Annotated in this window: 12 protein-coding genes; all 12 read left to right on the top strand. The window is 69.7% G+C overall.

All coding sequences use genetic code 11. From position 1 onward, the window contains the following. Positions 1–11 precede the first annotated feature (11 nt). The 12 genes from AC6H1L_RS02200 (at position 12) to AC6H1L_RS02255 (ending at position 12,038) form a co-directional block, all read left to right on the top strand. Complete coding sequence (locus AC6H1L_RS02200; protein ID WP_497599921.1) at positions 12–1,997, top strand: AfsR/SARP family transcriptional regulator; 1,986 nt, start codon at positions 12–14, stop codon at positions 1,995–1,997. Between the two features lie 2 nt (positions 1,998–1,999). Continuing rightward, positions 2,000–2,569, top strand: coding sequence for a flavoprotein (locus tag AC6H1L_RS02205; protein WP_497599919.1), 570 nt, complete (start codon positions 2,000–2,002; stop codon positions 2,567–2,569). Positions 2,570–3,277: 708 nt separating this feature from the next. Beyond that, on the top strand, positions 3,278–4,213 hold the full coding sequence (locus AC6H1L_RS02210) for a class I SAM-dependent methyltransferase (RefSeq protein ID WP_497599922.1): 936 nt from the start codon (positions 3,278–3,280) through the stop codon (positions 4,211–4,213). Next, complete coding sequence (locus AC6H1L_RS02215) at positions 4,210–4,626, top strand: hypothetical protein (protein WP_497599923.1); 417 nt, start codon at positions 4,210–4,212, stop codon at positions 4,624–4,626. Before AC6H1L_RS02210 ends, AC6H1L_RS02215 begins: the two co-directional genes overlap by 4 nt. A 191-nt stretch (positions 4,627–4,817) precedes the next feature. Next, positions 4,818–5,063: a hypothetical protein gene (locus AC6H1L_RS02220; RefSeq protein WP_497599924.1), complete on the top strand. Its 246-nt coding sequence runs from the start codon at positions 4,818–4,820 to the stop codon at positions 5,061–5,063. Beyond that, positions 5,060–5,218, top strand: a complete 159-nt coding sequence (locus tag AC6H1L_RS02225) for a hypothetical protein (RefSeq protein ID WP_497599925.1) — start codon at positions 5,060–5,062, stop codon at positions 5,216–5,218. The genes AC6H1L_RS02220 and AC6H1L_RS02225 overlap by 4 nt, the downstream gene beginning before the upstream one ends. Further along, positions 5,215–5,688: a hypothetical protein gene (locus tag AC6H1L_RS02230; protein WP_497599926.1), complete on the top strand. Its 474-nt coding sequence runs from the start codon at positions 5,215–5,217 to the stop codon at positions 5,686–5,688. The genes AC6H1L_RS02225 and AC6H1L_RS02230 overlap by 4 nt, the downstream gene beginning before the upstream one ends. Before the next feature lie 12 nt (positions 5,689–5,700). Beyond that, positions 5,701–5,928 (top strand): hypothetical protein, encoded by a 228-nt coding sequence (locus AC6H1L_RS02235; protein WP_497599927.1) that lies wholly within the window; start codon positions 5,701–5,703, stop codon positions 5,926–5,928. A gap of 63 nt (positions 5,929–5,991) precedes the next feature. Next, the gene (locus AC6H1L_RS02240; protein WP_497599928.1) at positions 5,992–6,999 is read left to right on the top strand and encodes a class I SAM-dependent methyltransferase; all 1,008 of its coding nucleotides are present in this window, start codon (positions 5,992–5,994) and stop codon (positions 6,997–6,999) included. Continuing rightward, positions 6,989–8,359: an AAA family ATPase gene (locus tag AC6H1L_RS02245; RefSeq protein WP_497601492.1), complete on the top strand. Its 1,371-nt coding sequence runs from the start codon at positions 6,989–6,991 to the stop codon at positions 8,357–8,359. The genes AC6H1L_RS02240 and AC6H1L_RS02245 overlap by 11 nt, the downstream gene beginning before the upstream one ends. Further along, positions 8,356–11,178 (top strand): hypothetical protein, encoded by a 2,823-nt coding sequence (locus tag AC6H1L_RS02250; protein WP_497599929.1) that lies wholly within the window; start codon positions 8,356–8,358, stop codon positions 11,176–11,178. Before AC6H1L_RS02245 ends, AC6H1L_RS02250 begins: the two co-directional genes overlap by 4 nt. A 392-nt stretch (positions 11,179–11,570) precedes the next feature. Further along, positions 11,571–12,038, top strand: coding sequence for a hypothetical protein (locus AC6H1L_RS02255; protein WP_497599930.1), 468 nt, complete (start codon positions 11,571–11,573; stop codon positions 12,036–12,038).

Consider the following 12,038-nt stretch of genomic DNA (forward strand, 5'->3'; position numbering starts at 1 on the left):
AGGTGTGTGTGATGGAGAGCACATCCTGTGCCTTGGAAACAGGCCCCCTCTTTCGCGTGTGGCTCTGCGGCCCTCTCTGCCTCGAACGACGTCAGGCAGCGACCTATGAACCGCTCCCCCTCAGTGCCTGGGGCGGCAGTGCCTACCCTCGGCAGCTTCTCAAGGCCCTGCTGTGCTGTCCCAGACGCCAGGCCCATCGCGAGCGCCTGCTGGCCTGGCTCTGGCCCGACGCGGCTCCCGACCAGGCCGCCAGCGCCCTCCATACGGCGACCACCAAGCTGCGCAAAGTGCTGCAGCCCCCTGGAGCCTCCAGCCTGCTGGAAAGCCTCAGCGAGGGACACGGCTATCGGCTGCCCGGCCAAGCCCTGCTCTGGGTCGACGCCGAGGAGGCGCTCCAGCTCCTCCAGCAGGCGGAAGCGTGCCAGCGTACGGGCGATCCCCTCGCCGTCGAGCGCTTGCTAGAGGAAGCAGTCCGCTATTGGCAGCGAGGAACGTTCCTGGAGGGGGAAGAAGGAGACTGGGTCCTGGCCCGCCGCGCGACGCATGAGCGCGCCTGCTACCGGGCACGCTGGTGGCTCAGCGAGATCTATGAGCAGCAGGGCCGCTGGCCCGAGGCCGAAGCGGTGCTCACCGAGCTGTGGGAAGAAGACCCGACCGATGGGGAGGTGGTAGCCCGGCTGGTGACGGTGCTGTTGCGCCAGGGAAGAAGACAGGAGGCCCGGCGCTGCTATCGGGATTGGAGGCACCTGCTGGCCCGGACAGGGGACTCCCTCGATGAGCAGAGCGTGCAGGCGATTGAACGGGTGTTGCACGCCGCCGGGCTGACGGAGAGTCAACCATCTCCCAGTCCAAGACCAGCAAGTCCCCTGCCAGGCTTCCTTTCCGGCCCCAATCAGGGTATACTAGACATGAAGACCCTGCATTGGAGTACTGCTACGGATCGTCAACGTCGCCAACTGCTTCAGACAACGCTAGAAGGCCTGGGCCTGCTGGCTCTCCCTGAGTTTAGTCCAGCCTTCGCCAGCGAGGTGCTGGAACGATTAGCCTTCGTTCTTCAGAAGCCCTCATGCCTGGATGGGCGTACGCTCCAGTATCTCACGCAACGGCTGGATAGTTACTGGCTTGTAATGCGCTGTTTCGGTCTTCCCACCAGGGACCTCCTTCATCTCACGCTTTCAGATCTTCAGATTATTACAGAGCTGCTGAGCGGGCCATTGTTGCCGACAAACCGTCAGCGCCTCTGTGCCTTGGCGGGAAGTGCCGCCATGCTGGCTGGTCACCTCTATCACGACCAGGGTCTTCAAGACCACGCTCGCTCCTATTGTCTGCTTGCCGTCTCTGCCGCTCACGAAGCACATGACCCCGTGCTGGAGGCAGTTGCCTGGGCTCGACATAGTTTTGCCTGGACCTACGATGGGCAGCCGCTTGCTGCATCACAGAGCATCGAGCGGGCACGTCAGCTGGTTCGGCAGCAGAAGGGCCTCCTGACCACCTGGCTGGCGCTGATTGAGGCGGAAATTGCTGCGCGTTTACAGCAAGACCAGCGTTCTCTCCAGGCACTCAGCGAGGCTGAAGACGCTGTGCTTGCTGATCAGCCCTCCTTTGAACGGGAAAGCTTGTGGACTGGACTAGATGCCTCGCTGGCTGCTGGTTTCCGAGGAGCTTGTTTCCTTGAACTTGCTCGCGGCACGGATCAGGCGATGCTTCAGCGGGCCCGACAGGCGCTAGAAGCAGGCCTGGGTTTGCCCTTGCAGGAGAATCCAAGAGTACGGGTCACTCTCCTGATCGACCTCGCCAGAGCCTACGTGCAAGCTCATGAGCTTGAGGCAGCTCACCCCTATGTGCTCCAGGCCATCGAGTCTCTGCAGCAAAAACCTTCGAGGATTAAGCTGCAACGATTGCTCCAACTGCGTCAAGATTGGGCACTCTGGCAAAAGGCTCCCCTTGTGACGGAGCTAGAGGAAGCCATCCAGCTCGTCGCTGAAAGAGGAGGCTGAAGATGGATGCGCAACAACGGGGAGTCCTCTACATTATCTCTTGTGCCAGCGGAGCCGCGGAGCATGTGGCTGATCTGGTCCGTGCCGCCCAGGCAGAAGGGTGGACGGTCTGCGTCATCGTCACCCCTCAGGCGGTGAAGTTTGTCCATCGTCCCCTCCTGGAGCAGCTCACCGGCTATCCTGTCCGCAGCGAATACAAGCACCCCGATGAACCCGATGTGCTGCCACGCGCAGATGCCATTGTGGTGTTCCCCGCGACCTTCAACACGATCAACAAGTGGGCCCTGGGGATCAGCGATACCCTGGCGCTGGGGATACTCTGCGAGTATACCGGCCTGCACATCCCGATTGTCGCAGTGCCCTGCGTGCGCACGCATTCCGGGCTCGACACGCATCCGGCTTTCCCGCAGAGCCTGGAGCGGCTGCGATCCTATGGGGTCGCGGTGCTCTACGAACCCGAGACCTATCCCCCCAAGAATGAGGTCCCTCCGTCGGTCATCCTGCAACGTCTGGATCACCTGCTGGCTGCCAGGAATGCCTCATCACCCTCAGCGTCCTCGACGCAGCAGTAACCGGGCCGGGGCGCGCTCGCCCGACCTGGAGGCCACAGACGCGAACAAGCGCTCTCTTCAGGGGGCTTTGGGAGCGGGCGGCGTGCCCTGCAGAGGCCTGCCTGCTCCTCGGTTGCGGCTGATCATCAGCGCACGGGTCCGGCAGCGCAGGATTCTCCTTTCCCTCGCCGCTGGTGCTCGCCAGCCAGGCATGGGTGAGCCAGGTGGCCAGTTGATTCAGCAGAGAAGCTCCCGTGCTCAGCGGCTTTCCCGGGGACCTGGCTGAGCCTGTGCTCTGCACAGGATGCTCTTCCTCACCCTCTCTCCTCACGATCTCCCTGCTCTCTCCCATCAATCACCCCTGATTCTCCCGAGATTCGCCAGCTCCTGCTGGTACGCTCGGGAGGAACGTCGGGCCACACGCTGCGCCGCCCCGCGGCGGTGGGAGGCGCCGATGACTCAGCCCGCACGGCGCTCATCCAGAGGGTAGGAGGCCCGATGAGAGGAAGGAGCGTGAACGGATGGCAACCGCTGTCCAACCGCTGAGGGGATCTCCCCTGCCCCTGCTGCCCTGTCCGCGTTGCCGCCCGCAGCAGGGGCAGGCCGAGAGGGCTGCCCCAGGCGAACGAGCACAGGAGGCCTCTCGGCCCATGAGCCACAGCGAGAGCGCCGAGCATGCTGCTCCTCCTGATACGCGGTTGTCTGTATCTTCCTGATGGGAGGACGAGTATGGCCTTGTTGCGTCGTCTCTTCGCTCGCCGCCGGCCCGGGGTTCAGGCGGCTTCCGCGGCGTGCGCCGCCAGCCAGGCCGCGGCGGGCACGGCCCCCGAGCCGGGGCGGCCCTCGGTGCGCCAGCGCCACTACCTGGAAGACGTGCCCTATCTGTTACCCAAAGACCCGCTGGAAGACCAGCGGCTCAACTACCAGCATCACGCCTTGTACCGGACCCTGAGTAACCATTACCTGGCCCCGCTCACCGCGGAGAGCACCCGCACCATCCTGGACGTCGGCACCGGCACCGGCATCTGGGCCTTCGAGATGCACGCCCTCTTCCCCCACGCTCTCATCGTCGGCGTCGACGTCTCCTTGCAGTCTCTGCCGCAGCCGGTGCCGCCCACCTGCCTCTTCGTGCGCGCCAACGTGCTGGAGGGGCTGCCCTTCCCCGATGGCCAGTTCACCTATACCCATCAGCGCCTGCTGGTGGCCGCCATTCCCGCCCGCTCCTGGCCTGGCGTTGTCCAGGAACTGGTGCGCGTGACGCGGCCAGGCGGCTGGATCGAACTCTTGGAACTCAGCGATGTCATCCAGCCCGCCGGGCCAGCCACCCGGCGCCTGCTGGACTGGTTCGTCGGCATCAGCCGCCAGCTCGGCTTTGAGATGGAGGTCCTGCGCCGCCTGGGGGAGCTGCTCCAGCAGGCCGGCTGCGTGGACGTCACCAGCCAGGACATCCCCGTCCCCCTGGGCCGCTGGGCCGGCGCCGCCGGCCAGCTCTTGCTCACGGATGTGCTCCACGGCCTCGACGCCCTCAAAGACGCCTACTGCGCCCGCACCAGCACGCCGCCGGAGGTCGTCGAGACCATGCTGCGGGAGGCCGCCCAGGAGTGGGAGCGGCTGCAGGCCCGCTACGTCTTCCATGCCGCCTACGGGAGGAGGCCTCAGCCATGAGCCACCCCGATCCGGATGGCGACCCGGCTGCTCCCCGCCTCCACTTCGGGAAGGCCACCTCGGCCTCGGACGGGCCGGCCGACCCTGGGCGGACCCTGCTGATCCTTTCTCGGGACCAGCTTGCCGCCCTGCGGGCGGTGTTAGCAGGCTACCGCCAGGAGGCGTTCCAGCACCTGCTGCCCACCCCCGAGCGCAACGAGCGGCTGCGGCAGATCCAGGCGCTGCTGGGACGGCTGTACGCGCTGGAGCCGCCGCCAGGCGGCCAGGGCTGGCTCAGTCTCTCGCCCGAGGAGTGGAGCTGCCTGCTGCAGGTGCTGCAGGCCGTCCGCACGCAGCCGGCGCTGCAGGAGCGCTGGCGCCAGCAGCTGCAGCGCCTGGCCCCAGCCTTCGGCTGGGACCCCAGAACCCTGTGACCCATCAACCCGCACTGAGAAAGGAGGAGGGACTGCTGCCATGCGGCGGTTCCGTGTTTTCCCCAAGGCTTCCTGTTCCAGGGCTTGCCCTGGCGGGCGGGTCCTGGCCCGCTCTCGACTCCCCCGGCGCCTGCGGGTCCACAGGGCCCGGCGGCGCCGCGTTCTGACACGTCGACAGGAGGAGGCGGCCAATGCGTGGACCCGCGCTGCTCGTGCAGGGTGCTCCCGCTGCGCTGGCTGACCTTCCTGATCTGGAGGAGGCAGCCATCAGCTGCGAGCAGATTCAGGAAGCCTGGCAAGCTATCGAGCAAGCCTTGCTCCATCTGAATCACCTGCCAGCCGAGCGGGCCTGGCAGGTGTTGTTGGCCCCCTTCGGCCTGCAGGTCGTGGCGCCCCCGCCGCCTGCCGAGCCAGCGCCGGCAGGAGGTGCCCCATGACCGGCTCGACCCGCTCCAGCCCTCCGCCGGCGCCGCTGGGGCTGGTCACGGGCGGCCTGGTCTGCCGGAGCACCCCGCAGGGCCTGCAGCCCGATCCCCCGGCGCTGGGCAGGGTGCAGGTGGCCCCTCGCACTGGAGCCAGGAGGCCCCGATGAAGCCGCTGGATCCCCCCCCATCAGAGAGGGCCCCCTGGCGTGTGTGGTCCCAGTGGGTGAGCGATCTGGTCCAGGTGCTGGGGACCTACGAGTTGCCTCTGACAAGGGAGCAGCTGCGTCAGGCGACCAGCGGCCTGGCGCAGCTGGAGGAGCGGCTCCAGTGGGAGCAGCGGCGTGCCACCGTGAGTCCAGTCGAGGGCAGGAGGCTTCTCGCCGGGGAGGCTGCGCGCATGCATTGGACCCACCTGCTCCGCACGGCGCGTTGCCGACTGGATGAGTGCCGGCTGCTGCTGGGGACGCTGGTACAGCGGACGCGGGCAGCCGGGACGGCTCCAGGAGCGGCCCAGGCGGGCGTGGCCTACCCCGACCGGCTGCGCCAGCGAGTCAGGCGGGCCCTGGAGCAGTTCCAGGAGCAGCTCGAACAGGTAGCCAGCCTCGAGGACGAGGCGGGAGGAACCAGCCCATGCTGACCGTGCCGTTCTATGAGCGATCCGACGGATGCAAAGCCGGGGCCATCGTCGGCTCCGGCCAGCGGCCCGGACAGCAGCGTCCTCGGCCTGGAGGGGCTCCCGGTGGCCACGCTGGAGCAGCACGCGCTCGTTCTTGATCATGTCGCATTCGACCCTGATTCGGCAGGTGCTCACCGCCGAGCGGGAGGGCCGTCTGCCGCTACAGCCCGTCGGGGCGGCCTGGCCCCTGCGCCGGGCTAATCAGCGCCCGGACCCAGACTCCCCCTCGGCGGGGGGTACTCCAACTCCAGAAAGGAGACAGCCATGCGTTCTGTGGAGGGTCCCTCCGACCCCATCCGCCCACCGCAGCACCGACGTTCGACCTATATCCTGGATGCCGAGCACGCCGGGGAGCTGGCCCGCCTGATGCAGCAGGACCGCCTGCTCACTGAGGCCCTGGGGGGCCTCTTGCCCGAGGAGGGGATCAGCCTGCCCGAGACCGCCCGTGTGCTGGATCTGGCCTGTGGCCCGGGCGGCTGGCTGCTCGAACTGGCCTTCTGCTTCCCGCACGCCACCCTGATCGGCGTCGACCTGAGCCCCAGTGTCGTCGAGTATGCCACCACCCAGGCCCGCTCCCGCGGCCTCTCCAACGTCTCTTTCCAGGTGATGGATGTCATGGAGCCGCTGGCCTTCCCGGACAACTCCTTTGATCTCATCAACGGGCGGCTCCTGTGGAGCTTCATGCTGCCGGCGGCCTGGCCACGGCTGCTGGCGGAGTGCCGCCGCCTGCTCCGGCCCGGCGGCATCGTGCGCCTGACCGAGATGGAGGAGCCGCTGACGACCAGTCCCGCCTTCGAGCGGCTCATGGCGTTGGGCTGCCAGGCCCTCTGGCAGGCCGGCCAGAGCTGCTCCCCCGATGGGCACCACATCGGCATCACACCGGTGCTGCCGCGCCTGGTGCGCCAGGCCGGCTTCGTCGACGTGCGCCTGCGGCCCACGGTCATCGAGTGGTCGGCGGACAGCCCCAGGCACTACCCGGTCTTCAAGGACTTTCTCGTTGGGCTGGAGCTGGTCCTGCCCTTCGTGGAACGCCTGGGGCTGGCCACGCGGGCGGAACTGACGACCCTCTACCAGCAGGCCGTGGCCGAGATGCAGGCCGACGACTTCTGTGCCCTCTGGCCGTTGCTCACCGTCTGGGGCCGGGTCCCAGGCTCGTCGGACGCCGAGCCGCCCTCCCGCAGCCCGGCCCAGGCGGCGGCGCAGACGCCGGCGGACCGCCTGTCCAGCCCGCCTGCTGGGGAGGCGAGAGAGGAGGGTCCCCATGCCTGCTGAGCTGATCCTGCACCCCGCTGCCTGGGGCCAGCTGGAGGCTGTGCTCCAGCGCCTGGCGGGGGAGGCCCCGTCGGCGGGGGTGATCGAACTCTGCGGACTGGCGGGCAGCGGCAAGACGACGCTGCTCCGCCAGGTCGAGCACCGGGCCCGGGCGTTGGGGCTGCCGGTCGTCTGGCGGAGCCTGCCATTGCCGGCGACGGCCGCGGCCGGCGAGGACCCGGGGGCGGGGGCAGCCATCCTGGCCGCGCTGCGGCCGGAGGTGGAGGCCTGTCTGCGCCAGCAGGGGCGGGCCGTGCTCCTGCTCGATGACGTCGACCCGGCGGACGCCTTCCAGCTGGAGCAGCTGATGGCCCTGCTGCCGCCCCAAGGGCGCCCGGCGCCCCTGCTCGTGGTCCTGACTGCGGGCCGCCCCCTCTCCTGGAGCTGGGAGTGGGTGCTCCTCTCCCAGTCTCGCCAGGTCCTCACCCTCCCCCCGCTGGAGGCGGCCGGCAGCGCGGCCCTGCTGGAGGCCGTCGCCCCACGCCTCGCGCCCGAGGCGCGTGCCCTTGCTCTGGCCTGGGCCGACGGCTATCCGCTGGCCCTGGTCGTCCTCGCCGAGGCCCTGCGCGACGGGACGCTTGACCCCCGGCAGCCAGCGGATCGGGTTCGGCTGCTGGAGCAGCTGACCGAACGTGTCCTCCGCCAGGGCGTCTTGGGCGCGCTGCCCCCGGCGGAGCGACCTGCCGCCGAGACCCTGCTGCGGCTGCTCGCGGTGCCGCACCGCTTCACCGCCCTGCTGCTGCACGAGCTGGTTGAGCAGTTCGCGCCCGAGCTCGCCCCAGCCCAGCCGCTCCACTCGTTGTGGTGGCTCCAGCGCCTCAAGGCCGCCACGCAGGCCTTCCGCTGGGTGCAGGAGGGCGTGCGCGTCGGCTACCGGATGGAACCCCCGCTGCGTCACCTGCTGCAGGCGCTCTGGCAGGACGAGGCCCCGGACCGCTGGCAGGAGATCCAGCGCTGGCTGGTCGAGTTCTGGTCCCGACGCGCCCGGCAGGGGCAGCCCCAGGAGCGGGTGGGGGCCCTGCTGGAGTGGAGCCTCGCGCGGCTGCAGCTCGCTGCCCCTGCCGCCCGGGTCCAGGAAAGCCAGGCGCTGCTCGCTGAGCTGGCCGCCTGGCCCTGGCGCGACTCGGCAGCACGGCAGCAGGCGGTGGCGGCCCTCGGGCAGGATCAGGAGCTGCTGACCACGCTCGGGGCGGCCGCGGCGACCTGGCAGGCCGGTCTGGCCTCCCTGGAGGCAGCCCCGAGGACACCGCCGCCACCCCCAGGCGAGGCGTCCCCCCCACCCGAGCCAGCACCGCGAGAGGAGGAGACAGACACGCCATGACCGACTCCCCCGTTGTCCCGAGTGTGCAGCCCGCCGCCTCCAGGGCGCTCCAGGCCCGTCTCCAGGCCTGGCTGGCCCAGACCCAGGCGGACAGCCCCTGGATCGTCTGGCTCCACGATGCCCCGGCAGCGCCTCCCCCAGCGGCTGGGGGCGCCCCTGCCTGGGGCGGCTTCGGCAAGAGTACCCTGCTGCGACAGGTGCTGGCCACGGTCCGCCAGCGCTTCCCCCGGCTGCCCATCGTGTCGCTGGATGGGCTGGACGCCGCCGCCCAGGAGCGCTTCCGGTGGGTCCGCCAGGTGGTGGCCCACCTGGAAGCGGCCTCTGCCTGGCGCGCAGAGCGCTTCCACACGGTCTGGGCGCAGCTGCAGGCGGAGGGGCGCCTGCCGCCGGTGGCCCCTGGGGTCCAGCGACAGGTGCTGGATCTGGACAGCCGGACGCGACTGTGGACGGCTCTGGCCAGCGATCTCGCGGCCCTGCGGCCTCACCTGCCCGCTCAGGGGCCCACCCTGCTCGTGGTCGTGGATCACCTGGACCTGCTGCAGCCCAGCCCGCAGACGCTGGTGCTTGCCCCAGGAGAGCGCTTCCCCGAGCGCTTCGGCCTGCCTCGCGTCAAGACCGTGCTGGTCAGCCGCCAGTCCCCCGACTGGCAGCAGCCGCTTTGGTGTGGACGGCAGCACGAGATCTGGCCGCTGGCCGTTCCCCCCTGGACGCCCCAGGACGTGCAGCAGGCCCTGCGGCGCGCCCTGGACCCCGCAGGGCTGCGCGCCCCGAGCACGCTGGTGCAGCAGGCCAGCGCGCTCCTGCACCAGCTCACCGGGGGCCAGCCCACCCTGGTGCAGCTGGCCTGCACCCAGCTCGCCCAGGGTTGCCTCCCCCTGGAGGAGCTGCAGCGGCTGCCCCCCCAGGCCGTCGCCAGCCGGCTGCTTAGCCCTCTGGACACCCTGGAGGGGCCGCTGGCCTGGTGGCTACTCGTCCTGGCCCACTGGCAGCCGGGGCCTGCCCTGCCAGGCATCCCGCTCACCCGGCTGGCGGCCCTTCTGGCGCGGCTCTCAGCTGGGGAAAGGCAGGCCCCCCCCATCGCGCTCCGGACGCTCGTCGCCGCGCTCCGGCAGGTCCCCGGGGTGCGGCTCAGTGGCCTGCGTGTCCCGCCGCAGGCAGCGCAGGACGAGGCCGCCTGCGTCGCGCTGCAGGCAGAGCTGCGGCGGCTGCTCGTGCAGGCGGGCTGGGAGCCGCAGGACCCCGATCGCCGTTTCCGCCGCGCGCTCAGCCGCGTGATCCTCGCCGCCGCCTCTGCCGAGGACCAGCCGGCGCCCCCGCGCTCCGAAACCGAAGCGGCCTGGCAGGCGAGCCTGCTGGAGCAGCTCGCGCAGCGCCTGGAACTGGATCGCGAGGCGGGCCTGCACTGGTTCGAGCGTCCCTTCTCGCGGGCCTGCCTGAGCGGGCGCCGCGGCCTGGCCCGTGCCCTGCTAGAGACGGTGCGGGAGGTCGAGCCGCTGCTGACCCCGCCCCAGCGCTGGCAGCTCCGTCTCTGGGAGGTGCGCCTCCTGCGCCTGGAGGAGCGGCCTGCCCAGGCCCAGGCTCTGCTGGAACACCTGCGGCAGGAGGCCGACCCGGCCTGGCAGGACGAGCAGCAGGAAGCGCTGCTCTATGAGCAGGCCCGCTGTGCCTTGCAACAGGGTCGGGTGCGCGAGGCCATCCAGGTGTCTGAGCAGTGCCTGGCGCTGGCCCAGCGTCGAGGCAATGAGGAACGGGCCAGCACCCTGCAGGGGCAGCTCGGCTATCTCTCCCGCCGGCTCGGCCACTGGGAGCAGGCGCTCCACTCCTACGCTGCGTCCTTGGCCTACCATCAGCAGCGGGGCAGCCTGGCCTGGTCTGCCAATCTGCTCAATAGCATCGGGCATGTCTACCGCCTGCAAGGGCACCTCGAAGCAGCCTGGCGCTATTGCTGGCTGGGGTTGCGGGTGCGAGAGGAGCTGTGGCGACAAGGGCAGCTGGATGAGCGCGCCGTCGGCCTCTCCCATGGCACGCTGGTGCCCATCCTGCTGGAGAGCGGGGACCTGCTCCAGGCGGAGCAGCACCTGCGCCTGGCCTGGGAGTGCTACGCGCAGGTGGACGATCGCAAGGGCCTGGCAGCCACCGCTCTCCGACAGGGGCAGCTCGCCCTCCTCAAGGGCCAGTGTGAAGAGGCCGACGCCTGGTTCAGCCAGGCCGAGGCCCTGGTGACCGGCCGCGCTGGGGAGATCTTGGATGAGGAGGTCTGGATCGCCAGTCAGTGCTCTCGGGGGCGAGCGGCGGCGGCGCACGCTCGCTGGCCGGAGGCGGTGGCGCGCCTCCAGCGGGCCTGTGAGCATGCCCGCCACGTGCAGGATCGCGCGCAACTCGCTCTGAGCTTGTGCGAGCTGATGCGGGCCCTGGCGCACCTGGGCCGGCAGGCAGAGGCGGAAGCGGCCTGGCAAGAGGCCCGCGCGCTTGCGGAAGAGGAAGGCGATCGCTGGCTGCTGGGGTATGGGGAGGAGATCTTGGGGGACCTGGCCTACGCGGCGGGGCGATGGGAGGAGGCCATGCGGCACTACGTCGCCAGCTGTGCCTGGCTGGCCCACCACCATCGCGTGGCCTCCCACCAAGCCCAGCGCCGTGTACTGGAGCGGCTGCTGGCCTGCCCGCTGGAGACCGTCCCGGCGCTGGTGCAGGCCGTGCGGGAGGACTGGCGCCAGCGGGGGCTGGCCGAGGCGGCCCCTGAGCTGGATCAGGCGTGTGAGGAGATCCTGCGCCTGCTGCCGACGCCTGACCGCTGGCCAGGCCCCAGGCCCAGCCCCTGACCTGCGCGAGCTGCCAGGGGCGCGAACGCCGCCCGGCCTTAGCAGAGGCCAGGCGGCGCCGCCTGGCCCCACGTGCCGGGGCTGGTGAGACGCCAGGGGGAGCAGGACGGCGGAAGCACGATGGCTCGCTCGACGGCTGGGGTGGCGCTCGCTACTCATCTTGGCCCGCCTGGGCGCGTCGCTGCCTGAGCGCGCGGCACCTGGGCTGCCCACGCAGCGATCCTCGAAGGGCTTCCCAGGCCGTTAGACGGTCGCAGGAGCTGGCATTGGAGTCGTGCAAGAGCGGTCAGCAGTGACCGCATGTGTGAGATCAGCGAAACGGCTTGACGGAGACGGCGCCAGCTGCTCCCCTAGAGGGGTACCGTCAGAAGCAGCAACGCAGCCTGTCTGGGATGGCAACACGAACACGGAACGCGTGCCTGACGCTTGCCATTGTGCCGCTGGTTCCGGTCTACTTCCCCACCAGAGAGCACCTCTCTGCCCAGGGGCAGGAGGCTCATCTCGCAGCTCTGGGGGAGAAGAGGATGCCTGTGCCTGTGGACCCCTTGCAGACCTACCGCACCACTGTGGAACAGCTCGCCCACACCGGCACCGCGACCGAGCACTCCTATCGTGCTGCGCTGGCGCGATTGCTGGAAACCCTGGCTCCCGGAACGACGGTCATCAACGAACCACGTCGCATTGCCTGCGGAGCACCTGATCTGGCGGAGACAGCGGTCATGGGAGTGACACGCCTGACGGTGGGCTACGTGGAGACCAAAGATCTGGGGCTGGATCTGGAAAGCCTGCAGCGAGATGCTATGCAAGCCCGTCCGCGCACCGAGAACGGGCGCCAGCTGCAGCGCTATCTCCGCTCCTGA

Source organism: Thermogemmatispora argillosa, assembly GCF_059696725.1.

Bases quoted from the DNA above. Each gene is read 5' to 3' on its own strand.
- AC6H1L_RS02200 (WP_497599921.1), top strand. From the start codon at position 12: ATGGAGAGCACATCCTGTGCCTTGGAAACAGGCCCCCTCTTTCGCGTG.
- AC6H1L_RS02205 (WP_497599919.1), top strand. From the start codon at position 2,000: ATGGATGCGCAACAACGGGGAGTCCTCTACATTATCTCTTGTGCCAGC.
- AC6H1L_RS02210 (WP_497599922.1), top strand. From the start codon at position 3,278: ATGGCCTTGTTGCGTCGTCTCTTCGCTCGCCGCCGGCCCGGGGTTCAG.
- AC6H1L_RS02215 (WP_497599923.1), top strand. From the start codon at position 4,210: ATGAGCCACCCCGATCCGGATGGCGACCCGGCTGCTCCCCGCCTCCAC.
- AC6H1L_RS02220 (WP_497599924.1), top strand. From the start codon at position 4,818: ATGCGTGGACCCGCGCTGCTCGTGCAGGGTGCTCCCGCTGCGCTGGCT.
- AC6H1L_RS02225 (WP_497599925.1), top strand. From the start codon at position 5,060: ATGACCGGCTCGACCCGCTCCAGCCCTCCGCCGGCGCCGCTGGGGCTG.
- AC6H1L_RS02230 (WP_497599926.1), top strand. From the start codon at position 5,215: ATGAAGCCGCTGGATCCCCCCCCATCAGAGAGGGCCCCCTGGCGTGTG.
- AC6H1L_RS02235 (WP_497599927.1), top strand. From the start codon at position 5,701: ATGAGCGATCCGACGGATGCAAAGCCGGGGCCATCGTCGGCTCCGGCC.
- AC6H1L_RS02240 (WP_497599928.1), top strand. From the start codon at position 5,992: ATGCGTTCTGTGGAGGGTCCCTCCGACCCCATCCGCCCACCGCAGCAC.
- AC6H1L_RS02245 (WP_497601492.1), top strand. From the start codon at position 6,989: ATGCCTGCTGAGCTGATCCTGCACCCCGCTGCCTGGGGCCAGCTGGAG.
- AC6H1L_RS02250 (WP_497599929.1), top strand. From the start codon at position 8,356: ATGACCGACTCCCCCGTTGTCCCGAGTGTGCAGCCCGCCGCCTCCAGG.
- AC6H1L_RS02255 (WP_497599930.1), top strand. From the start codon at position 11,571: ATGGCAACACGAACACGGAACGCGTGCCTGACGCTTGCCATTGTGCCG.